General features: G+C 39.1%; 23 protein-coding genes. 20 read left to right on the top strand and 3 right to left on the bottom strand.

Annotated features, from left to right (window positions below; translation table 11 throughout):
* Positions 1 to 10 precede the first annotated feature (10 nt).
* From ACJ004_RS12050 to ACJ004_RS11985, 14 genes are all read left to right on the top strand, one after another.
* Positions 11 to 868, top strand: a complete 858-nt coding sequence (locus ACJ004_RS12050) for a MotE family protein (protein ID WP_410893235.1) — start codon at positions 11 to 13, stop codon at positions 866 to 868.
* A gap of 26 nt (positions 869 to 894) precedes the next feature.
* Positions 895 to 1,461 (top strand): flagellar biosynthetic protein FliO, encoded by a 567-nt coding sequence (locus ACJ004_RS12045; protein WP_410893234.1) that lies wholly within the window; start codon positions 895 to 897, stop codon positions 1,459 to 1,461.
* A 4-nt stretch (positions 1,462 to 1,465) separates the two neighbouring features.
* On the top strand, positions 1,466 to 2,215 hold the full coding sequence (gene fliP, locus ACJ004_RS12040; RefSeq protein ID WP_410893233.1) for a flagellar type III secretion system pore protein FliP: 750 nt from the start codon (positions 1,466 to 1,468) through the stop codon (positions 2,213 to 2,215).
* A gap of 16 nt (positions 2,216 to 2,231) precedes the next feature.
* On the top strand, positions 2,232 to 2,501 hold the full coding sequence (gene fliQ / locus ACJ004_RS12035; RefSeq protein ID WP_166261050.1) for a flagellar biosynthesis protein FliQ: 270 nt from the start codon (positions 2,232 to 2,234) through the stop codon (positions 2,499 to 2,501).
* 3 nt (positions 2,502 to 2,504) lie between these two features.
* Positions 2,505 to 3,281 (top strand): flagellar biosynthetic protein FliR, encoded by a 777-nt coding sequence (fliR, locus tag ACJ004_RS12030; protein WP_410893232.1) that lies wholly within the window; start codon positions 2,505 to 2,507, stop codon positions 3,279 to 3,281.
* A 4-nt stretch (positions 3,282 to 3,285) separates the two neighbouring features.
* A complete protein-coding gene (gene flhB, locus ACJ004_RS12025; RefSeq protein ID WP_410893231.1) occupies positions 3,286 to 4,380 on the top strand; it encodes a flagellar biosynthesis protein FlhB in 1,095 nt (364 codons plus the stop codon).
* Positions 4,377 to 6,410, top strand: coding sequence for a flagellar biosynthesis protein FlhA (flhA, locus tag ACJ004_RS12020; protein ID WP_410893230.1), 2,034 nt, complete (start codon positions 4,377 to 4,379; stop codon positions 6,408 to 6,410). The genes flhB and flhA overlap by 4 nt, the downstream gene beginning before the upstream one ends.
* Positions 6,407 to 7,711, top strand: coding sequence for a flagellar biosynthesis GTPase FlhF (gene flhF / locus ACJ004_RS12015; protein ID WP_410893229.1), 1,305 nt, complete (start codon positions 6,407 to 6,409; stop codon positions 7,709 to 7,711). The genes flhA and flhF overlap by 4 nt, the downstream gene beginning before the upstream one ends.
* 1 nt (position 7,712) lies before the next feature.
* Positions 7,713 to 8,618, top strand: coding sequence for a MinD/ParA family protein (locus tag ACJ004_RS12010; RefSeq protein ID WP_410893227.1), 906 nt, complete (start codon positions 7,713 to 7,715; stop codon positions 8,616 to 8,618).
* A 17-nt stretch (positions 8,619 to 8,635) separates the two neighbouring features.
* Positions 8,636 to 8,959 carry a hypothetical protein gene (locus ACJ004_RS12005; RefSeq protein WP_410893225.1) on the top strand — a complete coding sequence of 108 codons (324 nt, stop codon included), beginning with the start codon at positions 8,636 to 8,638 and terminating at the stop codon, positions 8,957 to 8,959.
* A 64-nt stretch (positions 8,960 to 9,023) separates the two neighbouring features.
* The gene (locus tag ACJ004_RS12000; protein WP_410893223.1) at positions 9,024 to 9,827 is read left to right on the top strand and encodes a sigma-70 family RNA polymerase sigma factor; all 804 of its coding nucleotides are present in this window, start codon (positions 9,024 to 9,026) and stop codon (positions 9,825 to 9,827) included.
* 339 nt (positions 9,828 to 10,166) lie between these two features.
* Positions 10,167 to 12,023 (top strand): bifunctional diguanylate cyclase/phosphodiesterase, encoded by a 1,857-nt coding sequence (locus ACJ004_RS11995; protein WP_410893222.1) that lies wholly within the window; start codon positions 10,167 to 10,169, stop codon positions 12,021 to 12,023.
* Positions 12,024 to 12,137: 114 nt separating this feature from the next.
* Complete coding sequence (locus ACJ004_RS11990) at positions 12,138 to 13,073, top strand: manganese-dependent inorganic pyrophosphatase (protein ID WP_410893221.1); 936 nt, start codon at positions 12,138 to 12,140, stop codon at positions 13,071 to 13,073.
* 160 nt (positions 13,074 to 13,233) lie between these two features.
* Positions 13,234 to 14,067, top strand: a complete 834-nt coding sequence (locus ACJ004_RS11985; RefSeq protein WP_410893219.1) for an EamA family transporter — start codon at positions 13,234 to 13,236, stop codon at positions 14,065 to 14,067.
* A 69-nt stretch (positions 14,068 to 14,136) separates the two neighbouring features.
* On the opposite strand, the gene ACJ004_RS11980 is transcribed toward ACJ004_RS11985, so the two are convergent.
* Positions 14,137 to 15,987, bottom strand: coding sequence for a helix-turn-helix domain-containing protein (locus ACJ004_RS11980; protein WP_410893217.1), 1,851 nt, complete (start codon positions 15,985 to 15,987; stop codon positions 14,137 to 14,139).
* A 285-nt stretch (positions 15,988 to 16,272) separates the two neighbouring features.
* On the opposite strand from ACJ004_RS11980, the gene ACJ004_RS11975 reads away from it, so the two are divergent.
* The 4 genes from ACJ004_RS11975 to ACJ004_RS11960 all read left to right on the top strand — a co-directional run bounded on the left by ACJ004_RS11975 (position 16,273) and on the right by ACJ004_RS11960 (position 20,504).
* Positions 16,273 to 17,523, top strand: coding sequence for a Zn-dependent hydrolase (locus tag ACJ004_RS11975; RefSeq protein ID WP_410893215.1), 1,251 nt, complete (start codon positions 16,273 to 16,275; stop codon positions 17,521 to 17,523).
* Between the two features lie 12 nt (positions 17,524 to 17,535).
* A complete protein-coding gene (locus tag ACJ004_RS11970; RefSeq protein ID WP_410893214.1) occupies positions 17,536 to 18,720 on the top strand; it encodes a M20 family metallopeptidase in 1,185 nt (394 codons plus the stop codon).
* A gap of 111 nt (positions 18,721 to 18,831) precedes the next feature.
* Positions 18,832 to 19,029, top strand: coding sequence for a DUF3311 domain-containing protein (locus ACJ004_RS11965; RefSeq protein WP_410893213.1), 198 nt, complete (start codon positions 18,832 to 18,834; stop codon positions 19,027 to 19,029).
* Positions 19,029 to 20,504 carry a sodium:solute symporter family protein gene (locus tag ACJ004_RS11960; protein WP_410893211.1) on the top strand — a complete coding sequence of 492 codons (1,476 nt, stop codon included), beginning with the start codon at positions 19,029 to 19,031 and terminating at the stop codon, positions 20,502 to 20,504. Before ACJ004_RS11965 ends, ACJ004_RS11960 begins: the two co-directional genes overlap by 1 nt.
* Before the next feature lie 219 nt (positions 20,505 to 20,723).
* On the opposite strand, the gene ACJ004_RS11955 is transcribed toward ACJ004_RS11960, so the two are convergent.
* Positions 20,724 to 21,314, bottom strand: coding sequence for a hypothetical protein (locus ACJ004_RS11955; RefSeq protein WP_410893210.1), 591 nt, complete (start codon positions 21,312 to 21,314; stop codon positions 20,724 to 20,726).
* Between the two features lie 150 nt (positions 21,315 to 21,464).
* Complete coding sequence (locus tag ACJ004_RS11950) at positions 21,465 to 22,286, bottom strand: Cof-type HAD-IIB family hydrolase (RefSeq protein ID WP_410893209.1); 822 nt, start codon at positions 22,284 to 22,286, stop codon at positions 21,465 to 21,467.
* Between the two features lie 146 nt (positions 22,287 to 22,432).
* Between ACJ004_RS11950 and ACJ004_RS11945 the strand changes: the two genes are divergently transcribed.
* Together ACJ004_RS11945 and ACJ004_RS11940 are read left to right on the top strand one after the other, a co-directional pair.
* Entirely contained in the window at positions 22,433 to 22,618 is a 186-nt protein-coding gene (locus tag ACJ004_RS11945) for a 4-oxalocrotonate tautomerase (RefSeq protein ID WP_410893208.1), read from the top strand.
* A gap of 127 nt (positions 22,619 to 22,745) precedes the next feature.
* Positions 22,746 to 23,309 carry a DNA-3-methyladenine glycosylase I gene (locus tag ACJ004_RS11940; protein WP_410893206.1) on the top strand — a complete coding sequence of 188 codons (564 nt, stop codon included), beginning with the start codon at positions 22,746 to 22,748 and terminating at the stop codon, positions 23,307 to 23,309.
* The last annotated feature ends 1 nt before the right edge of the window (position 23,310 follow it).

Raw genomic sequence — 23,310 nt, 5'->3', positions numbered from 1 at the left:
AGAGAATCAAATGGAAGAAAAGCACCGCTCAAAACTAGCAAATATCGTTTACATTGTGATCATTCCGTTAGTATTTACGGTCATCTTGGTTGCCTTTTTATTGAAATTTATGGGCTTTCCAGTAGGGAAAACATTTCAAGAATGGGGAAATCAAATACCGCTTATTAATCAATTGGTTGCTGACCCAACTCCTGTACAGGCAGAAAATCAGGATGATTCAAATTACTGGAAGAACAAATATGAAATGAGCAATTCTACTATCAAAGAGAAGGATCAAAAAATATCAAACTTACAAAAAGAACTTAGTTCCAATCAAAACGGGTTAAAGGACCTTAAACAGAAAAATGCGGATTTACAGACCCAATTAACAGAGAAAGAAACACAAAAAGCTCAAGAAGATATGAAACAAGTGGCAGGGATTTATGAAAATATGTCTTCATCTAAAGCTGCAAAGATTTTTGAAGCAATGTCCTTGGAGGATGCTTCCTTAACACTAATGTTGCTAGATCAAGAGCATCAAAGCAGTATTCTTGGGGGTATGAAGGATCCAAAGAAAGCTGCGCGAATAACGATGATGATGAAGGAAATACCGTCACTTTATGAAACCGAACAGAAAACGGTCGAAGAACAGGTGCAAGAACTTGCTTTAAAACAGGAGAATCCCGCGGATACATTAGCGGAAACAATCGCTGGGATGCCTCCAGCTCAATCTGCAGTTATTATCCAATCAATGATGAAAAGTAACTCGATTGTAGCGATGGAGCTCATGAAAAATATCAGTACATCTACCCGGTCTCAAATCTTAACGGAAATTACCAATGTTGATGCTAAATTAGCCGCACAAATCACTGCCGATTTAAACAACTAGAAATAACTCCAAGGAAGGAGAAAATCATGAAACGCACGATTCTTTTTTTTGTTATGTTTTTTTATCTATTTTCTTTTCAATCCACAACCTTTGCCGCAGGTTCAACATCCGGCGGCGAGCCTTCCGTCTATGATTCTATCCAAAAAGGCGAAACGAAATCTCAGGCAACACCGACAAAAGCCAAGGATAGTCAATCAACTTCTTTAATCCCCTTATTCTTGAAGTTTATTTTCTCGTTTGTTTTGGTGATTGGATTATTGTTTGTTTTATTACGTTTTTTATCAAAAAAAGGAAACGTGATGCAAACAAATGGACCAGTCCTTCCAATCGGCAGTCATATGCTTGGTAATAACAAATCCATGCAAGTCTTACTCATTGGTCAAACCATCTATATTGTTGGAGTTGGGGATGACGTTACGTTAATTCGTACAATTACTCAGGGTGAAGAGTATCAGCATCTATTAGAAAGCTATGAAAATCAAGCAGTCGATGGGCAGACACCAAAGTGGTTTCCAAAGGATACGAAAAAAATCTGGAATACTGTGTTTCGCAAACATTTACAAAAAATGCACCATGAAAATGGGGAGGAGTAGGAAAATGTTAAGGAAGTTAGCTATACTTGTTCCTCTTCTTTCGCTTGGTTTGATTTCAGTGGTGCATGCAGCTGCTCCAGCAGATACCATTTTACCAGGAATTGATTTTGGCTCATCAAGCGATCCTGATAAAGTTTCCAATACAATGCGCATCATTTTGTTAATAACGGTGCTATCAATAGCACCTGCAATACTTGTCATGATGACCTGTTTTACCCGTATCATCGTCGTGTTTGGATTTGTACGAAATGCGTTGGGAACACAGCAAATTCCTCCCAATCAAGTCTTAATCGGATTATCATTATTCATGACTTTTTTTATCATGGGTCCGACATTTACTGAAATGAACCAAAACGCACTACAGCCATTTCTAGCAGGTAAAATGACGCAGCAGGAAGCGTTCAAATCGGCTAGTGACCCGTTGAAAGAATTCATGGCTAAACAAACACGGGAAAAAGATTTAGCCCTTTTTATGGATTATGCCAAAATGAAAAAACCGGAACAGGTGAATGATATACCACTCACTGCCTTAGTACCAGCCTATGCAATCAGTGAATTAAAAACAGCTTTTCAGATGGGGTTTATGATCTTTATCCCGTTCCTTGTCATCGATATGATTGTTTCTAGTGTTCTGATGTCTATGGGGATGATGATGCTCCCTCCAGTGATGATTTCGCTTCCGTTTAAGATTCTATTATTTATATTAGTAGATGGCTGGCATTTAATTGTTAAATCATTACTTGTGAGTTTCTAAGAAGGGGAGTTTAACCATGTCAACGGAACTAATTTTACGAATAGCACAAGAAGCTATTTACACGATACTCATCGTTACCGCTCCAGTAGCCGGGATTGCCTTAATTGTCGGTTTATTAGTTAGTATATTTCAGGCAACCACTCAAATTCAGGAACAAACACTTGCTTTTGTCCCGAAAATCGTTGCCGTGTTTCTCTCAATCTTGTTTTTTGGTCCGTGGATGCTGAGGCACGTGGTCGATTTCACACAAAATTTATTGGGAAATCTTTCTCAATTTGTCGGATAAGTGATGAATATGGATGCTGCGACTTTGTGGACCCTTTTACTTATTTTTGTGCGCATCACGACATTTATGGTTACAGCCCCATTATTTTCAGGACGTCAAATACCCAGCCAATACAAAATTGGTTTTAGTGCAGTCCTTAGTATCCTCTGTGTGGGGATGGTTAAAGAACCAATTCCATCACTTGACGAGTCGATCATTATCGTTTTAATTCTCAAAGAGTTTTTGGTTGGAATTGTGCTGGGGATGGTAGGGAATATTCTGCTCTATGCGGTCCAAATGGCAGGCTCATTAATGGATGTTTTGATTGGTTTTTCGATGGCAAGTCTTTTTGACCCTACGTTTGGGACTAGCTCTCAATTAACGGGACGGATGCAAAATGCTCTTGCACTTCTGGTTTTATTGGCAACGGATGGTCATCATCTCCTCATTGAAGGGATATTAACTAGTTTTGATTGGATTCCAATTCAAGCGTCGGTTCCGGCATTTACGGACGGCAGTCTAGCGTCCTTTCTGCTTGACTGTGTCCAGCAGATGTTTTTAATCGGCTTTATGATGGCTGCTCCAATTATTGGAACGTTGTTTCTTGTGGACGTCGCTTTGGGAATTATTGCGAGGACTGTGCCACAGATGAACTTGTTTGCGGTTTTCCCACCTTTGAAAATTATGATTCATTTTTTCATATATATATTTATTTTACCTAGTTTCTTTTATTTGTTAAAAATACTTTTTGAAAACATGTTTGGCTCAATGTATTCGATTCTGAAAATAATGGGGGTGTAGAAGGATGCTTCTTCGTTTAGATTTGCAATTGTTTTCTGATGAAAAGACGGAAAAAGCCACGCCAAATAAGCGGCGGGATGCGAGAAAAAAAGGGCAGGTTGCAAAGAGCCCGGAGGTTTCTTCTGCCCTCACATTACTGTTCAGCTTCTCTTTTTTTATGATCGGCGGAAAGAGTTTTATAGAAGGATGCTTGAATATCTATCGGCATAGTTTCCAAGAGTATTTACTTTGGGATCTATCCATCTCCAGCACCCAGCTGTTATTTAATCAATTATTGTGGGATGTAACGAAATTGGTTTTGCCTATCTTTGCAGTGGTCCTGGTTGCAGGGGTTCTAGCAAACTATATGCAGGTTGGATTTATGTTTAATGTCGAGTCCTTAAAAATGAATTTAGGAAAACTTAACCCGCTTCAAGGGGCAAAACAGATTTTCTCAATGCGGTCGATTGTGGAATTAATCAAATCCATCATGAAAATCGTTATTACATCGCTCATTGTTTTTTTGATGATATGGAAGCAGAAAAATGAGTTATTTTCGATTGGTGAAAAAAACCTCTATGATTCTGCCAGATTTATAGGGTCACTCACCGTGAAAATTGGGATATCGATAGCGATTTGTTTGGTGGCATTGGCAGCTGCCGATTATTTCTATCAATGGTTTTCTCATGAAAAGAAAATTCGGATGTCCAAACAGGATATTAAAGATGAACATAAAAAGATGGAAGGCGATCCTTTGATAAAAGGGAAGAGGAGAGCGAGGCAGCAGCAGTTGGCGATGAATCGGATGATGCAGGATCTGCCTCAGGCGGATGTCGTGATTACCAATCCTACGCACTTTGCTGTAGCTATCAAATATGATTTTGAAACAATGGCTGCACCAGAAGTGATTGCCAAAGGAAAAGATCATATTGCCTTAAAAATCAAGGAAATCGCTAAAGAAAATAAAATTATGACGGTTGAAAACAGACCATTGGCTCGCGCCCTTTATGCGGCGGTGGAAATCGGCCAGCCAATACCAGAAGAATTGTTCAATGCCGTGGGGGAGATTTTAGCGTATGTTTACTATCAAGAAGGTCGGTATAAGGGGATGATGGCATGAAAATAAAAGAGTTTTCGGTATTCATCGTTGTCATATTGATTGTCACTATGATGATCATTCCACTGCCAACACTACTATTGGATTTTCTATTAATCTTCAATATCTGCGCGTCATTGATGATTTTGTTAGTGGCTATGAATACGAAAGAACCATTAGATTTTTCTATTTTTCCAACAGCTTTATTAATAACCACATTATTTCGATTAGCGCTTAATGTATCAACCACTCGTTCCATTCTATCAAAGGCTGACGGCGGTAAAGTAATCGAGACGTTTGGGTCCTTTGTAATTGGCGGCAGCCCGGTTATCGGTTTTATTGTCTTCCTCATTCTTGTTGTCATTCAATTTATTGTCATTACCAAGGGTTCGGAAAGGGTTGCAGAAGTAGCGGCCCGTTTTACATTGGACGCAATGCCTGGTAAGCAAATGAGTATTGATGCTGATATGAATGCTGGATTAATTAGTGAACAAGACGCCCGAGCTCGCCGTCGAAAAATTGAAATGGAGTCGGATTTTTACGGGGCCATGGACGGGGCAAGTAAGTTTGTAAAAGGAGATGCCATAGCCGGTATTATTATCCTTTTAATCAACGTTATTGGTGGGTTTATCATTGGGATTGCCATCCATGGCATGGGTTTTGCAGAAGCTGCGAGCACCTTCACCCTGTTATCAGTGGGTGATGGATTGGTAAGCCAGGTACCTGCCTTACTAATTTCAACCGCTACCGGGATAACGGTGACTCGAGCGGCAACTGATGGCAGTTTGGGATCAGATATTATGCAGCAAATTTTCAATTACCCTAAATTGCTATACATTGTGGCTGTTACCATTTTTATGCTTGGATTATTTACTCCAATTGGTCTTTTTTTAACATTGCCCGTTGCTGGGATATTAGCATTTAGTGCGTATACAATGCAGAAAACTGCGAAAAAAGAAGAACTCCTTAATGAACAGGTTGAAACGGATGTAATGGAGGATGATATCAGCAATCCAGAAAAAGTAATAAGTTTGTTACAACTTGATACATTGGAATTAGAAATTGGATATGGCTTAATTCCATTAGCCGACCAAAAACAAGGCGGGGACATACTCGATCGAATTGTGATGATCCGCAGGCAATTTGCCATTGAATTAGGGCTTGTTATTCCTACCATCAGAATTCGCGATAATTTACAATTAACACCAAACCAGTATGTGTTAAAATTCCGCGGCAGTAAAATTGCAAGCGGAGAAGTGTACTTGGATCACTTCCTCGCCATGAATCAAGGAGCAGATGGGGAGGGGATCGAGGGGATTCATGTGATTGAACCTGCATTTGGATTGCCTGCCACTTGGGTCAGTATAGAGGCAAAACAAATGGCTGAGCTTATGGGTTATATGATTGTGGATCCGCCATCTGTTATTGCTACTCATTTAACAGAAGTATTGAAACAGCATGCCTATCAATTGCTGAGAAGAGAAGAAACAAAGGAGTTAATTGACAACTTAAAAGAAACTCATCCTACACTGGTGGAAGAACTTGTTCCAAATCTTCTTTCAAACGGTGATATTCAAAAAGTATTACAGAATTTACTTCGCGAGCAAATCTCAATTCGCGATTTAGCGGCTATTTTTGAAACATTAGCTGATTATGCGGTTTATACAAAGGAACCTAGGGTTTTAACGGAATATGTGCGTCAGTCCTTGACTCGTCAAATTACAGAGCAATATTCAGAAGCTGGAGTGATCAATGTTTTAACAGCTGGAGCCACTTTAGAGAAAGGAATTTCGGATTGTATCCAGCAAACGGAAGCCGGAGGGTATTACCTTTCAATGGACCCACAGACATCTAGAAGGATTACGGAAGTTTTACAGGAACAAATTGACCGAGTGGTTAAAGCTGGAGGTCTGCCGATTTTTCTCACTTCACCTTCGATTCGAATGTATTTAAAACAATTTGTTGATAAAATCATGCCGACCGTACCTGTTCTCGCGTATACGGAGCTGGAACCTACTATTGAGATCCAAAGTATAGGAGTGGTGAATATATGAAAACAAAGAAAATCGTTGCAGATTCTATGCCCCTAGCTTTAAAAATGGTCAGGCAGCAATTAGGTGAAAATGCAATTATTGTGAACACCAGGACGATAAATAAAGGCGGGATATTAGGTTTTTTTTCGAAACAAAAATATGAAGTGACAGCCTATTCCATTGATCAGGATACCCAAAAGACGGAGCCGAAATTTTCATTAGAAATAAAGGAGAAATCCAATCAACCTGTAAAGAGAAATAACGAATTTAAAATCAACTACATAGATATAGAAGACAATAAATCGGGTTTCCACAAGAAACCCCAGGAGTTATATAATTTTTATTCGAAAACCTCAGCTAGCAATGAAAAATCGGATTCCGTGCCAGCGTCGAGGCCTATTGATTATGAGAGAAGTGTTTCATCAGTAACCAAGGCAAGGGATCATGAAAATCCATTGCTGGAGGAAATGCAGCAGATGAAAAAAATCATGATGACTTTCATGATGAACGATAGACAGGGAGAGGTCTTACCCCGTAGCTTGGCTAAGTGGGTTACCCAATTGAAAAAACAGGGTGTCGATGAGGAAGTTGTCGGGGAAATAGTTAACCGTATTTTAAAGAAGTATGATTCTCCGATTGAATTGGGTGAAGAGGTTTTCGAAACGGAGCTTTTAACCATTATTGCTAGAATAATTGAGAAGAAATTACCTCTTACAAACGTGGTTCACGAGCGAACTCGGATGATAAATATAATTGGACCTACAGGTGTAGGGAAAACCACATCCATTGCTAAACTAGCTACAGAACAAGTGTTAAAACAAAAACGTAGAGTTGCAATGATAACCACGGATGTCTATCGAATTGCAGCAGTAGAACAGCTAAAAACCTATGCAGCAATTCTAAATGTTCCAGTTGAAGTAGTTCGTACCGCAGATGAACTAGGAACGGCACTTAAAAAACTTGAACATTATGATTTAATCTATATGGATACAACAGGTCGTAATTATAAAGAAGTCCAAAACCGTGAATCTATTAACCAATTTTTAAATCATCCTCTTGAAAGTGATAATTATTTGGTGTTAAGTATGACCACTAAATATGAAGATATGGAAGTATTATTAGAAGAGTTTTTGGAGAGTCCAATAAAAAAATTGATACTTACAAAATACGATGAGACGACGAGTTATGGTTCGATTCTAAATATTGCTTATAAATATCCGTATCAATTATCGTATATAACCAATGGACAGAGTGTTCCTGAAGATATTACTACAATCGATGCTAAAAGGCTTGCAAGATGTCTGCTCGGAAAGGAAAGTTAACATGGACCAAGCACAAAGTCTTAGAGAATATATGCATCAGTTAAATGTCCAGCAGGCACCCAAACATGAAATGCCTGAAAAAATAGGAAACCATTCTGCCCGGGTTATAACCGTTACGAGTGGAAAGGGCGGAGTGGGCAAATCGAATTTCACCCTTAACTTTGCCTTAGGCTTAAATGCAGTCGGGAAAAAAGTGGTTGTCTTGGATTTAGATTTATCTACGGCCAATATTAATATCCTCATGGGGATAACGGCGCGGAATAGTCTTGCGGATGTTCTCCACCGGCAGAAATCGGTATGGGATGTATTGGAAAAAGGGACGGCAGGTATCGATTATATATCAGGCGGACTGGAGATACAGGACCTTTTGGAGTTAGATCCCCACACATTGTCATTTTTTTGGAGTCAGATTCAAGAATTGCAAACCTATGCCGATTTTATTTTACTAGACACCGGTGCAGGCATATCAAAGGAATTGGTGGATTTTATCCTAGCTTCCGATGAAACCATATTAGTCACTACACCGGAACCAACGGCGATTGCTGATTCCTATGCTGTTTTGAAAACTGTCCTTCAATTCACCAGACAGACTCCTAAATTTCGTTTGGTAGTAAACCGTGCCCAATCCTATCGAGAGGCGGTTGATACATCTAGAGCGATCAAAAATGCATCCAGTAGTTTCCTGAAATTTAAATTGGTTACTCTGGGGTTTTTGATGGAGGATGTCCATGTACGACAGTCCGTTCGATCGCAGTTGCCATTTTTTATCTCGTATCCTAATTGTGAAGCATCCAAAAACATGAAACAAATAATCCATTCCTTTCTGCCTGAATCGGATGAGTTTCCTTCGACTTCAACCAATGGGATTCGCAATTTTTTCGAAAAAATATTCTTATCACGTAAGTAAAAGGAGGAGAGGAACAGATGGCTGCAAATTGGAAGCTTAATGCATTCTTGGGCTTAACAGCGTTCCTACTTACCTATTTACTTTCTTACACGAATAATATGTGGCAAACGTCATTGTTTAGAGCAGGTATTGGTTTTCTTGTCTTCTTTGTTTTGGGCTATGTGGTACGCCTTGTTTTGAATAAAGTGAAAATAAAGAATACCTCGAGCTCGATTCATGAACATCATTCGGTTGAGGGAAGTAACGTAGAAATGGAATCAAGTAGGCATGAAGGAAACCAATGGGAAGAATCATTTCAACAAATTCCTCTGAACGGCTTACACAAAGGAGAAAACACATAAGTTCCAGAAGAAATTACACATACCATCCGTATATGGACAGCCCAAGACCAGGAGGGGATAAACGTTGAAAGCAGGTTTAAAGGAAACTATACCATCTGATTTTCTGTGGAGGACTTATCGTGAAAATCATGATTCAAGATCACAGGAAAATCTGGTCAAACAATATATGTATTTAGTTGAACAAATGGCTAATCGAATGAGTCAAAGCATCCCCCAGCGTATTATTCCAAAAGAGGACTTAATGGGGTTAGGGTATATTGGTTTACTTGAAGCAATCAGAAAATTTGATTATAAAAAGGGATTTCAATTCGAAACATTTGGACTCTGGCGGATCAAAGGAGCGATGCTTGATGGAATTCGGCAAATGGACTGGGTGCCACGCGGATTAAGAGAAAAAGCCAAAAAACTGAACAGTGCTTTTCGGGATCTAGAACAAAAGTTGATGAGATCGCCAACCGAAGAGGAACTTAGCCAATATTTGAACATGCCGTTTGATGAAGTGGATAAAGCAATGGCTGCTTTGTCCGTATCTACACTGATTTCTCTTAATGAACCAATGAATTCGAATGAAGATGAAGGGAAACAGCAGAGCCGCTTAGATCAAATTAAAGACGAAAATTTTGTTAACCATGACCGCCAAATGCAAATGGCGGATTTCCGGCAAATGATTGCTGCCTGCATTGATAAAATGCCTGAAAATGAGAGGTTAGTTATATCCTTATTGTATTACGAGGGACTATCTCAAGTAGAAATTGCCGAAGTTTTAAATCTTACCAAGGGGCGAATCTCTCAGATCCATTCCCGAGCGATTCTCCGAATTAGACAAAGCTTTGAAGCTAAAGGGTATTCCTTAGACTCATTCATGTGAGATGAAGATGATAACTATTTTTTAAGGCTCTTTTCGTAAACTTTGTTGCTATCGGAGCTTTATTAGTGTTACTTACTATGTTTCTAGGCAATTTTCGCAAAGGTTATTACGAAAAGATGCCACGAAGCATATAGGTATACGGGTTGATGAACTTATACGAAAAACAACAATCTATGCGAAAATAGCCTTTTTTAAACACTCTTTCAAGGGTGTTTTTTTTATTTAAATGGCAGAAATGGTTAAACAATTGTTTTGTTTTTCCGATAACTACAATGGTAGTCTATCTATCGCTAAGAATCAAAATAAAAAATTTAGAAGAAATGGTGTTGTAGAATAGCTGTGGCTAAGAAAATAATTGAAGCAAAAGTCAATGAACAATTATTCTTTGGTCAAAATAATGTTTTAGAAATGGTTGCAAGAGGCTGCCCATTTAAAGAAGTTTTAGAAGTAATTGTTTTTTTTGTTGAAAAGGCTTTGGATGAAGGTCAATGTTCTCTTCATTTAATGAATGAAAAGGCGACTAGCCTTCATTTAGGTGCAGCGCCAAATGTTCCAACTGATTTCCATGATCAAATTCAGAACATACCGATTGGTCCGAAAGAAGGTTCTTGTGGAACAGCTGCTTACTTTAATCGTCTCATCATCGTATCAGATATCGCCAATGATCCACTCTGGAAGAAAACAAAGGATACTGCCCTTAAACATAAGATAGAAGCATGCTGGTCTTCTCCTATTTGTGATAATCAGCAAAAGGTCCTAGGGGTCTTTAGTATCTACTATGATTTGCCATACATACCGACAGAATGGGATAAACAAGTGATCCAGGAGGCGGCCTATCTTACTAGTTTAGTCATCCAACATTATCGGACCGAAGAGAAGGTTAATTTTTTGACCCATCATGACGAACTAACAGGCTTAGCCAACAGACGACTATTTGATGAAAAAGTAAATATTGCCATCAAACTTTTTAAAAAAGAGGAGAGCAAATTACTAGGGGTCTTGTACTTTGATTTAGACCGGTTTAAACGAATCAATGATTATCTTGGGCATAATGTGGGCGATCAATTACTAAAGAAAGTAGCAGAACGAATCCAGGGGTGCATTCGAAATAATGATGTAGTGTCCCGGCAAGTAAGCGATGAGTTTACTATTTTATTAGAAAATGTTACAAAACATGAAATATCCCAAATTACTAAGAGAATATCAGATAAATTTGCTTTGCCATTTATCATTGATGGTCATGAAGTTTATGTTACTCCAAGTATTGGGATTAGTCTTTTTCCTCCAGACGGAAAAAACGCGGATGAGCTGATAACGAAAGCGGATATAGCAATGACCCAAGCTAAAAAGTATGGCAGGAACAATTTTCAATTTTATAATCCAAATTTGGAAAAGCATAATTTTGACCGCTTAGATATTGAAAATGAACTAAGGAAGGCCATCGAAAAGAATGAATTTATTCTTCATTACCAGCCTATCATTGATCTTTCAGCCAATCGGATAACCGGTGTAGAAGCATTAGTTCGCTGGGAACACCCTCACCGTGGGAAAATCTCACCAGACTATTTTATTCCGGTTGCGGAAGAGACTGGAATGATCATCCTGATTGGTGAAATCGTCTTAAAAAAAGCCTGTGTTCAAATGAAAAAATGGCAGGATAGCGGCCTTTTTCTGTCGACCATTTCAGTGAATATATCAATTCGCCAGTTTTTCCAACCCAACCTGGTTCCAATGATTGCTCAAATAATAAAAGATACTGCGATCAACCCTGCTAGCCTTACGATTGAAATAACAGAGAGTATGACAATGGATGTGGAAACAGCCACGACTATTTTACATGATTTAAAAGGTCTAGGTGTTAATATTTCAATCGATGATTTTGGAACAGGGTATAGCTCACTTAGTTATTTGAAAAAATTCCCGATTGATTATTTAAAAATAGATCGTTCATTCATTAACGATATTGCGAAAAGTAAAGATGATGAAAATATTGCCACTACGATCCTGTTAATGGCCCATAACTTGGGACTAAGTGTTATTGCCGAAGGGGTGGAAACCAGCGAACAGTTAGGAATCCTTCGCCAGCACCGTTGTAATGAAGCTCAAGGTTTTCTATTTAGTAAACCTCTACCAGAGAATGATTTGAAGCACTTATTAGGTAATTTACCGGTTAGTTTTTTTAATCATCGGAGATAGATTAAGATAATTTATTTTGAATCCTGAAACAGAATATTATATAATTTTCGTTAGGGCCATTCTCAGGTCGATTGGGCTTGACCTACATAAAATAATAGGATTAGGAGTAGTAAAATGGAAAAAGTACTTATTTTCGGTCATAAAAATCCTGACACCGATACAATTTGTTCTGCGATTGCCTATGCAGACCTAAAAAAACAATTAGGAATGGATGTTGAACCAATCCGCTTAGGACAAATCAATGGTGAAACAGAATATGCGCTAAACCATTTCAACACAGAAGTTCCTCGTTTGGTAGAAGCGGTTGCAAGTGAAGTGAATTCAGTTATTTTAGTAGATCATAATGAGCGCCAGCAAAGTGCTAATGATATTTCTGATGTTCGTGTTCTAGAAGTAATTGACCACCACCGTATTGCGAACTTTGAAACAAGCGATCCATTGTATTACCGCTGCGAGCCTGTAGGCTGTACAGCAACCATCTTAAATAAAATGTATAAAGAAAACAATAAAGAAATTAGTAAACAAATTGCAGGTCTTATGCTTTCTGCTATTATTTCTGACTCTTTATTATTTAAATCCCCAACCTGTACGCCAGAAGATGTTGCAGCAGCACGCGAGTTAGCAGAAATTGCTGGTGTGGATGCAGATGCATATGGCCTAGAAATGCTAAAAGCTGGAGCAGACGTTCGAGATAAGTCTATTTCAGAACTGTTAAGCCTTGATGCAAAAGGATTTGAAATGGGTTCAAGTAAAGTAGAAATCGCTCAAGTCAATGTCGTAGACACTGCCGATGTGCTTTCTCGTCAAGACGAATTAGAAGCAGCAATTTCTACAATTATCGAAGAAAAGAACCTAGATTTATTCTTATTTGTGGTAACTGATATCTTAACAAACGATTCAGTTGGTTTGGCTTTAGGAAGCAAAACAGCTGCTGTCGAAAAAGCTTATAATGTTACACTTTCGAATAACACAGCTACCTTAAAAGGTGTCGTTTCTCGTAAAAAGCAAATTGTACCAGTTTTAACTGATATTTTTACTAAAGGTGAGTAGAAAAATAGACCGTCCATGAACTTTTCATGGACGGCTTTTTTTGCTTTGCAGACCTATATAAAAAATTCCTTCTTTCCATCGATAATCTTTTGTTGTAATCTATTAAATATTTAGAAAATCGAAATTATCTTATAATTTATGGAGAGGAAGGAATTTTTGCATGCTGTTTTTGTCACTGATTAGTTCTTTTTTTAATGCATTGAATGCGCTTTATGCAAAGAAGATAGTGGGGGAAATGAGAGATAATAATAGTTTCATTGTTACATCATTTGCCTACATAGGTTTGTTTCTTGGATTGACATTGCCGTGGCTTTATTTATTCAAAGCAAACCCAATCTCGATATCTTTACTAATTTTAGTTGTTTTCTTGGATATGTTAGGGAATTTACTGTTCTTTAAAGCAATGAACAAAATCGAGGTATCCGTCCTTTCAGTTTATATGGCATTAACACCATTATTCACGTTTATTCCAAATTCTATCTTGTATGGCTTTCATCCATTTGTGCTCGTGTCTGTTTTGTTTATCATGGTGGGGGTTTATTTTTTAAATTTGAAAGGTCGGAACCCGCTAACTCCATTTCTTGAATTGAAAAAAGCAGGGAATTTATTGGGGATTGCTTCAGCAGTGGTTTTCGGTGTTAGTATGGTGCCTTCTCAGCAGTTACTTGTTCATGGCTGGGTCAATCCAGTTACACTTTATTTTTACCGTGCTTGCGGTATTGCCCTTATTACCTATGTAATTTACCGTCCGAAGATCTGGTTTCCGAGCCTTCATAAACATCTAAGTTTACGTGGAATTACCGTCATTATCCAATGGATCTGTCTGTTTACAGCATTAAAGTTTGCTGATGGAACACTGGTCGTCTCACTTGCGTTCACCTCACCTTTATTTGCTGTTTTCTTAGCGTGGTACTATTTTAAAGAACGAATTACGCCTGCTAAGCTAACTGCTTGTGTGATTACTATACTGGGTATTATTATTACTGTCGTTTAACTGAAAAATGACGTGTGCACTTCACAATGCACACGTCATTTCTCATCTGTCCCTTATTCAAAACGTGAATTACTTCACCAGTTGTGTCAGCTTTTCTTTCACAAACGGATAAAGGCTTACTGCTAAATGAATATTCAAAAATTGTTGGCTGTCTGATAAATCTGTAGAAAGAATCTCTTCGATCCGCTTTAACCGATACATCAATGTATTGGTATGAACATGGATGGATGAGGCAGCTTCTTTCGCATTTTGATTGTATTCGAGATAAGCGAAAAGCGAAGGGAGGAGCTCTCCCTTTCGAGATTGATCATATTCAAAAAGAGGTCCTAGAACTTCCATAATAAAATCTAGGAGTTCCTCCTCGGTATTTTGCAGGAGAAGTCTTTGGACACCAAGTTCTTTATAACTGATTATTTGGTTTTTTCCTCCAAAGCTTTGAAGGAATTGTAAGCACTTCGCTGCTTCCTGCATCGATTTCGAGACCTTCAATAAACTGGAATGGATTCTGCCGATGCCAATAGAAACAGTGGTTCCCCAATTTTTTATCTGAATTTCCTGCTGGAATTTTGATACTAGTTCCTTCACCTGCTGATGTGCATAGGTGCTGGAAACTTTCTGGTGAAAGGTTAACAGTATAACGATTTGATCTTGATTTCGGACGGCCATCCCTTTTAAAGGATTTTTTAAAAATACGCGGTTCGCCATTTGGACTAGATGGCGGATGATACTGTTCTTTTTATGGGTATTATCCATTTCATCCAGTCGAATCATCACCGCTACATAATCCCCCAGCGGATCGAAATCCATCTGTTTTGCTTTTTGAAGAATGGTACCATCCATTTTACCGGAAAAAAGAACATCAATTAGTTCTCCATTTATTGTCTCCTGTGCCTCAAAAATGGCTTGGTCCTTTACCAATTCGAGTGATATGACCGTACAAGCATGCTCTAATGCGGCAATATCAACGTCACGCATTTTTTTAGTTGAAACGATAATCAGAGAGCCATAAAGTGTCGGTTTTGCTCCAATCGGAAGGATGGTAATCCAGTGATTTTCATTGTTCATATTTATTTCAGGCAAGGAACGGATCTTTCCAGGTGTTTTAATAGACTCTTGTGCCAATTCCCGAATGGTAATTAATTCATCTTCAGTAAGGTTGATTTTAAAGGCAGAGGAAATCAATTCACCAAGATCATCAAATAACAAAATTGTCTGGCCTGTTGTATCATGCAAATAGGTAATAATGGAATCGAGCCCCTCCCCATGTAATACAAGAGCAGCCAACTGATTATGGATATCAACAGAGTGGGATAACATCTCATTTTGTTTGGAAATCGTATTATTTAATTTTTCCAGTTGTTTTACCGTCTCTTCCTGCTCACGGTAAAGGTTTGCTTTCTCCAGTGCTACGGCAGCTTGATGGGCAATCGCAGTGAGAAGATTAATATCCTCTGGGATAAAGTGTAATGATGGATCAAATGAGTCAAGCGTTATCACACCGATACATTCTCCTTTTGACAATATAGGAGCACATATCGATGAATAAGGAAGCGTGGGAATTGATTGATCCATGAGTGCATGATTAGTTTCCGATAGTGTTGCCGTTGCTTTTTCCACTTCTGTCCTGTTGTGAAAAATCAAGCATTTGTGGGCGGAAAAAGCTAAGCCAGTCATCGATTCGCCAGGTTTTAACCTAACCCTGGTAATTTCAGATGTAAAATTGCTGTCAGATTTTGGAATAAGCAAATCTTGGCTAGGGTCATATATGAATAAAACACCCCCGTGCGCTGCATCAATGACTGATACCGTTTGGACCATAATGGAATCAATAATCGTATCAATATCAAGAGATGAGTTTAGGACATTGGAGACATGGATTAATGACTGTAGTTGACGTCGGCTAAGGGTTTCTTTCATCATGCACCTCACATCCTAATTATCATGAAATAAGTAAATACTTCATTTCTTTTGTCTATTGTAACAAACTATTTTAGGTAATGTGTGTTTTTTATCAGGAATTATAATGCAAAAGGGAGATTTTTGTGATTTTTTTGTGATATTACACAAATTGTTTATTAGAAATTTTGTCGAAAATAACATAACAAATATTCAGATAAGTCTTATAATTATAAATATATTAAAAATTATAAGACAAGCCATTAAAGTATTAAACAAACAGAGAATGTGGCAGAAAGGAATAGAGCATTGATTAATAAAGAGAGATTATGGAGTCGCTTGCAGCTTCTTAGTGAAATTGGAAAAACAGAATCTGATGGTGTCACTCGTTTGTCTTTTACTCCGGAAGAAAGAGCAGCTAAAGATCTTGTAGCTACATTTATGAAAGAAGCTAGTTTACAAGTACGTGAGGATGAAGTTGGAAACCTGATCGGCAGGAAGGAAGGATTGAATCCTGCAGCTACTGTGGTATTAACGGGTTCACATGTGGATTCTGTCTTTAATGGAGGAAATTTTGATGGACCGCTTGGTGTACTAGCGGCTGTGGAAGCCCTTCAAGTCATGAATGAGCAAGGGATTGAGACAGAACATCCGATTGAAGTCATTGCTTTTACGGATGAAGAAGGGACAAGATTCAGCTTTGGAATGATTGGCAGCCGGGGGATTGCTGGCACACTTACACAAGAGGAATTGCTAAATAAGGATAAGCAGGGGATCTCCATTGCAGAAGCGTTTGTCGCAAATGGGCTTCAGCCTGAAGCTATTGGCCAAGCAGCACGTAAACCTGAGGAAGTTAAGGCCTATGTTGAACTTCATATTGAACAAGGGAAAGTCCTTGAAGGAAAAAATCTTTCCACCGGGATTGTGTCAGGATTAGCTGGTCCGTTATGGCTCAAGTTTATATTTGAGGGAGAAGTAGGACATGCAGGAGCAACCCCGATGTCTATCAGGCATGATGCCTTGTCAGCTGCAGCAAGAGTGATGCTCCTAATTGAAGCAGAAGCGGCTAAGAATGGAACCACCGTTGGTACAGTGGGACAAATTGAAGTGCAACCAGGTGGAATCAACATCATTCCAGGTAGAGTTGAATTCTCATTAGACCTTCGAGATATTAGTGAAATCGTCCGCGATGAGGTAGAGAACAGTATTAGAGAAAAGGCTGGACAGATTTGTGAAGCCCAAGGGGTGAAGTTAACGATTGAAGACCTGCAGCGGGTTGCACCGGTACCATGCTCGGACATCGTAAAGAATGCAGCAGAAGACGCTTTTGAAAAGTTAGGTCTAGAAAGCTATTACCTTCCAAGTGGTGCCGGTCATGATGGGATGCAATTGATGGACTTATGTCCAATAGGTATGATCTTCATTCGCTCCAAGAATGGAATTAGTCATGACCCCGCGGAATGGAGTTCAAAAGAGGACTGTACAGAAGGTGCCAATGTTCTTTATCATACAGTCCTAAATCTAGCGGTTCAAAAAGTGAATGTAACAACAAACAAATAGGAGATGGCAAGCATGAGTATAAGAACATCATTAAATCTTAATCAACTAGCAGAAGAAACAAAAGAGCAAGTCATTGCCTGGAGGCGGCATTTGCATCAAAATCCTGAACTTTCTTTCCATGAGGAAAAAACATCGCAATTTATTTATGATACCTTACAGTCGTTTGGAAACTTGGAGATTTCCAGGCCGACAAAAACAAGTGTGGTTGCACGTTTAATTGGGCCAGAACCAGGAAAAACGCTGGCGATTCGTGCGGATATGGATGCCTTGCCAATCCAAGAGGAGAACACATTCGAATTTGCCTCCCAAAATCCTGGCGTCATGCATGCTTGTGGACATGACGGCCATACTGCGATGCTGCTCGGGACAGCAAAAATTCTTTCAAGCTTAAAGGATCAAATTAAAGGGGAAGTTCGTTTCTTGTTCCAGCATGCGGAAGAGTTATTTCCAGGCGGTGCTGAGGAAATGGTTCAAGCAGGAGTAATGGACGGAGTAGACCTAGTGATCGGTACGCATTTGTGGTCACCAATTGAAAAAGGTAAGGTTGGGGTGGTTTACGGGTCGATGATGGCTTCACCTGATACCTTTTGGATTACTGTGAATGGTAAAGGTGGACATGCAGCACTGCCACACCAAACCATCGATTCCATCGCTGTTGCTGCCCAGGTTGTAACTAACTTACAGCATATTGTCTCAAGGAATACGGACCCACTTGATAGCTTGGTTATTTCCGTTACCCAATTTATTGGCGGGACCACTCACAATGTTATTCCTGGATCCGTTAAAATTTGGGGCACCGTTCGCAGCTTTGATCCAACACTTCGAGAATCCATTCCTGCTAAAATGGAACGCGTCGTCAAAGGTATTACCGAAGCACATGAAGCATCCTACGAATTCAAATATGAGTTTGGCTACCGTCCTGTCATCAATGATAACGAAGTGACAGCAGTGATAGAAGAAACCGTTCGCGAGGTCCTTGGTGAAGAGGCACTTGATCTAATGAAACCAAATATGGGTGGAGAAGATTTCTCGGCATTTATGGAAAAAGCTCCAGGTTGTTACTTCTATGTGGGAGCGGGTAATGAGGAGCAAGGAATTACCTATCCACATCATCACGAACGTTTCACAATTGATGAAGAGGCACTAGAGATTGGGGTAAAAACTTTCCTGCATGCTACCTTTAAATTTTTAGCTTAAATCACTCTATCGAGAACCTACGTGCAAATAATAGAAATATAGAATTCACGAAGGTTCCTCTAAATGGATAGAAACAAGGCAGCATCATTAAACAAAATTGGGGGTTTATCTATGAAATTACATCAACTTCTTGCAATCATACCGTTTATTGGATTACTAGGCGGAGTTCCTTTCGTTAATAAAGTCACTCCCTACGTGTTCGGGATGCCTTTTGTTCTCTTTTACATTGTTCTTTGGGTAGTGATTACATCAGGAATTATGGCAATTGTGTTTAAACTGGACCCAGCAAATCAGGAGGAGGAGATCTAATGAATACAGCATTAATTATTATTTTTGGATTTTTAGCTTTTTCCATCTTCCTTGGTGTTCAGGCCCAAAAAGGGAAAGAAATGAGCCTCGAACAATGGTCCGTCGGCGGTCGTGGCTTTGGTACCATCTTCGTTTTCTTATTAATGGCAGGGGAAATTTACACTACTTTTACCTTCTTAGGCGGAAGTGGATGGGCTTACGGTAAGGGCGGGCCTACTTATTATATCTTGGGGTATGGCTGTTTAGCGTACATCATGTCTTATTGGTTGCTTCCAGCCATTTGGAAATACGCAAAGGATAACAAATTAATGTCTCAATCCGACTTTTTTGTTAGTAAATATAAGAGTCCTTTACTCGGTGTTTTTGTCTCTCTAGTTGGTGTTGTCGCACTAATTCCATATCTTGTCCTCCAATTAAAAGGTCTAGGAATTATTGTTTCTGAAGCTTCTGGTGGTTCCATTTCATCCACTGCAGCGATCTGGATTGGTGTTATTGCAGTAACGGTTTACGTAATGATTTCCGGAATTCACGGTTCTGCTTGGACAGCAGTCATTAAGGATATCATGATTTTAGGTATTGTTTTATTCTTGGGAATTTATCTGCCAATTCATTACTATGGTGGCTTCCAATCAATGTTTGAAGCGATTGAAGCGGCAAAGCCGGGATTCCTTGCTCTTCCTGAAACTGGTTTAAGTGTATCTTGGTTTATTTCTACCGTACTATTAACGGCACTTGGTTTCTATATGTGGCCGCATACGTTCGGATCGATTTATTCAGCACAAAGTTCAAAGGTATTCCGTAAGAATGCGATTATCATGCCGCTTTATCAGCTAGTGTTATTGTTTGTCTTTTTTGTAGGCTTTGCTGCTATCCTTCAGGTGAAAGGGTTAGAGGGAGCAGAAGGTGACCTTGCTTTACTAAAGCTTTCGATGCAAACATTTGATCCATGGGTAGTCGGATTAATCGGAGCGGCTGGTTTATTAACAGCTATCGTCCCAGGTTCCATGATTATGATGTCTGCGGCTACTTTATTAGCGAAAAACGTTTATAAGGTGTTTGTACCAAAAGCGTCTGACCATCAAGTATCTAAATTAGCCAAGAACTTAGTCCCTGTAGTTGCCCTTATCGCTTTATACTTTACCTTTAAAGGCGGGGACACACTAGTAACCTTGTTATTAATGGGATACAGCCTTGTAACACAATTGTTCCCAGCATTGGTATTCAGCTTAGCTAAGAAGAATGTGGTCACAAAAGCAGGAGCGTTTGCAGGTATTGCAGTTGGGGTATTTACAGTGGCCTACATTACAATCAGTGCTTCGACAGTTGGGACTCTTTTCCCGGCGCTGCCACAATTCGTTAAAGACCTAAATGTTGGCGTTATCGCGTTAATCATCAATTTAGTCGTTACATTTGCAGTAAGTTTAGTGACCATATCAATGAACGCTGCTAAAAACACCAATGAGCGTGTGGCATAATTAAGATATCAATAAATAAAACACCTCCAAGTCGATGATTACTGACTCGACTGGGGTGTTTTATTTTTGTAAAAGGCTATGTTAAAGCTTATTATTGATTTTGGCACCCTGTTGATTGGAGCGCAGCGACGAGGAGGCTTCCCGTACCGCCCGCGGAAAGCGAAGCGCCTGGAGCGGAAATCAACAGGCATGTTTGACAGAGCCTTGTACCAAGTGAATTTAGTCCATCTGATTTTGATTTTCTTCTTTTCTCTGATTCATTAAGAAAAAGGTTAATGGCTGGTCAGAACCTGTCATTAATTTATATACATAAGTTGACGTGAGTTTATACCCGTCATCTATTTTAGTGGCTAAGTAATTCGTCCGTTCAAACAGAATCGAACGAATGTGATTGATCTGACGGGAGATTTTGTCCATCAGGGCTTCTTGAGTATCCAAACGCTGTAAAACTCCACCTTGAAACTCCTCTTGTTTCGTGATTTTTTCGGCAACCTCTTTTTGTAATTCCAACTGTTCATTCATTTGAAGGACTAGTTGATGATTAGCCTTTTCGTATCGCTCCAACTGATTTCGTAAATCGTTCAGTTGTTCGCCTACATTGTTCCATTGGGTGGATTGTGTTTTTTCTTGTAATTGTGTTTGCATCCCTAATTCGGATAATGCTTTTTCAAGTGCAGCATTTGCCTTTTGTTGTTCATTCATTAAATCAGATAGAAAATCCTGTCGTGATATCTTTTGATTCGGTGTGTTTAGCTTGTGTTTCGTTCTGTAAACATCCGGATGATTATTGTTATTTATGAATAATCCCATACCTCTCTCCGCCTTTTATATTTTGATTGTGATATTTTATGCTAAATATCCATAAGAGGGGACATGATTGGGCTAGGACACATGATTGGTTCGGTAGATAACAAAAAAACGCTTAGGGTTCAGTATTAATCCCAAGCGTTTAAACGGTGTTTATACGGGTTGTGCTGTCTTTAATACAAATTGTTCTATGACCTTGGCCACTCCGTCTTGCATATTGGTATCGGTGACATAATCTGCTTTTTCCTTAATATCTTCTGGAGCATTGCCCATTGCTACCCCAAGTCCTGCAAACTCAATCATCGCTAAATCGTTATAGCTGTCGCCAATAGCAATCACTTCTTCACGTTCAATTCCGAGTTCCCTAATCAGATGATTAAGACTTGTTCCTTTCGTTACACCTGCCTCGGTAAACTCCAAAAAGAATGGTTTTGAGCGCATCACGCTTAGTTGTCCAGCTAACTCCTGCTGAAGCCTTTGTTCCACTTCCGCAAGTTTTCCTTCGTCTTCAAGCATTAACACTTTAACTACAGGTTCCTTCACAGAATCTACTATGCTGGTAACCTCATAGATTTCTAGACCAGTAATTTCACCCTCAATATCAGTATATTGATTGCTTGCTTCGGTTATAATGGAATCGCCGACATAGGTATGCATCCAAACATTTTCACGGCGACTTAATTCATATAAATGATGGACTGTTGCTGGAGATAACGTGCTGCTAAAAAGTTCTTCACCAGTTTGGCAGTTGGTTATTTTTGCGCCATTAAAAGAAAGGATAAAACTACCGAACTCCTTTAAACGAAGTTCTTCCGCAATGGGATACATCGCATAGGTTGGCCGCCCGGATGCTAGTACCACTTTAACCCCCAGCTCCTGAGCCTCCATTAACGCATTTTTTGTACGTAGGGAAATCGTATGGTCGTCCTGTAATAACGTATCATCTAGATCTAATACAATCATTTTATATGTCATTCTTGTTGATTCCTTTCCTTACTATATATTTACCTATCATACTATAAGTTTAGGAAAAAAACTTATCACAATTGAATCCAATTGTGATGTGGTAAAATTAGTCATGTAAGGAGAAAATATGAACAAGCGAGAAGGAGGTTGGTTCCATGCCTATCATTAATGTGCAAATAATGGAGGGAAGACCGCCAGAGAAAGTGGCAGAAGTCATCCAAAATATTACCAATACCGTTTCCGAAACATTAAATGCACCTAAAGAGAGTATCAGAGTAATTGTTACTGAAGTGCCAAAAACTCATTGGGGTATTGCAGGAATCCCTGCTTCTGAAAGATAATTTACTTTTAGGTGGAAGGAGTATACATCAAGACCTAAATTGGGATGAAATTGGCGGTTATATAAAAGAATCATATTTACAGACAGCACCAAAAAGGTTGTCGAGGGAAGTAATGGAGGCATAGTAAATGAATCGTTGCAGTTGGGTAAATCAAGATCCATTATATATTAATTATCATGATCATGAATGGGGAGTTCCAGTCTATGATGATCGCCTATTATTTGAATACTTAAATCTTGAAGGGGCCCAGGCAGGCCTTAGTTGGTATACAATATTAAAAAAGCGGGAGAATTACCGCCAAGCATTTGATAACTTCGAAGCAAAAAAAATTATCAACTACAATGAAAAGAAAATCGAGGAATTGATACATAATGAAGGGATTGTCCGAAATAAGCTAAAAATCAATGCCGTCATTACGAATGCACATGCATTTTTAAAGGTTGTAGAAGAATTTGGCTCGTTTACTAAGTACATATGGGACTTTGTTGGCGGTAAACCTATCCAAAATCATTTTAAAGAAATGAAAGATGTTCCTGCAGTCACTGAGATCAGTGATAAATTAAGTAAGGATTTAAAAAAGCGCGGGTTCAAATTTGTCGGCTCGACCATCTGTTATGCATTCATGCAGGCGACGGGGATGGTGAATGACCATATCGTCACCTGTGGTTGTTATCAAAAATTAAGCAATTAGG

The sequence above is a fragment of the Neobacillus sp. 204 genome, from assembly GCF_046562815.1.
In the GTDB taxonomy this organism is placed as follows: Bacteria; Bacillota; Bacilli; order Bacillales; family Cytobacillaceae; genus Neobacillus.
This window is presented reverse-complemented; position numbering and strand designations above follow the sequence as displayed.

Excerpts from the sequence above, each read along its gene's own strand:
- ACJ004_RS12050 (WP_410893235.1), top strand. The coding sequence starts at position 11 with ATGGAAGAAAAGCACCGCTCAAAACTAGCAAATATCGTTTACATTGTG.
- ACJ004_RS12045 (WP_410893234.1), top strand. The coding sequence starts at position 895 with ATGAAACGCACGATTCTTTTTTTTGTTATGTTTTTTTATCTATTTTCT.
- fliP (WP_410893233.1), top strand. The coding sequence starts at position 1,466 with ATGTTAAGGAAGTTAGCTATACTTGTTCCTCTTCTTTCGCTTGGTTTG.
- fliQ (WP_166261050.1), top strand. The coding sequence starts at position 2,232 with ATGTCAACGGAACTAATTTTACGAATAGCACAAGAAGCTATTTACACG.
- fliR (WP_410893232.1), top strand. The coding sequence starts at position 2,505 with ATGAATATGGATGCTGCGACTTTGTGGACCCTTTTACTTATTTTTGTG.
- flhB (WP_410893231.1), top strand. The coding sequence starts at position 3,286 with ATGCTTCTTCGTTTAGATTTGCAATTGTTTTCTGATGAAAAGACGGAA.
- flhA (WP_410893230.1), top strand. The coding sequence starts at position 4,377 with ATGAAAATAAAAGAGTTTTCGGTATTCATCGTTGTCATATTGATTGTC.
- flhF (WP_410893229.1), top strand. The coding sequence starts at position 6,407 with ATGAAAACAAAGAAAATCGTTGCAGATTCTATGCCCCTAGCTTTAAAA.
- ACJ004_RS12010 (WP_410893227.1), top strand. The coding sequence starts at position 7,713 with ATGGACCAAGCACAAAGTCTTAGAGAATATATGCATCAGTTAAATGTC.
- ACJ004_RS12005 (WP_410893225.1), top strand. The coding sequence starts at position 8,636 with ATGGCTGCAAATTGGAAGCTTAATGCATTCTTGGGCTTAACAGCGTTC.
- ACJ004_RS11990 (WP_410893221.1), top strand. The coding sequence starts at position 12,138 with ATGGAAAAAGTACTTATTTTCGGTCATAAAAATCCTGACACCGATACA.
- ACJ004_RS11985 (WP_410893219.1), top strand. The coding sequence starts at position 13,234 with ATGCTGTTTTTGTCACTGATTAGTTCTTTTTTTAATGCATTGAATGCG.
- ACJ004_RS11980 (WP_410893217.1), bottom strand. The coding sequence starts at position 15,987 with ATGATGAAAGAAACCCTTAGCCGACGTCAACTACAGTCATTAATCCAT.
- ACJ004_RS11970 (WP_410893214.1), top strand. The coding sequence starts at position 17,536 with ATGAGTATAAGAACATCATTAAATCTTAATCAACTAGCAGAAGAAACA.
- ACJ004_RS11965 (WP_410893213.1), top strand. The coding sequence starts at position 18,832 with ATGAAATTACATCAACTTCTTGCAATCATACCGTTTATTGGATTACTA.
- ACJ004_RS11960 (WP_410893211.1), top strand. The coding sequence starts at position 19,029 with ATGAATACAGCATTAATTATTATTTTTGGATTTTTAGCTTTTTCCATC.
- ACJ004_RS11955 (WP_410893210.1), bottom strand. The coding sequence starts at position 21,314 with ATGGGATTATTCATAAATAACAATAATCATCCGGATGTTTACAGAACG.
- ACJ004_RS11950 (WP_410893209.1), bottom strand. The coding sequence starts at position 22,286 with ATGACATATAAAATGATTGTATTAGATCTAGATGATACGTTATTACAG.
- ACJ004_RS11945 (WP_410893208.1), top strand. The coding sequence starts at position 22,433 with ATGCCTATCATTAATGTGCAAATAATGGAGGGAAGACCGCCAGAGAAA.
- ACJ004_RS11940 (WP_410893206.1), top strand. The coding sequence starts at position 22,746 with ATGAATCGTTGCAGTTGGGTAAATCAAGATCCATTATATATTAATTAT.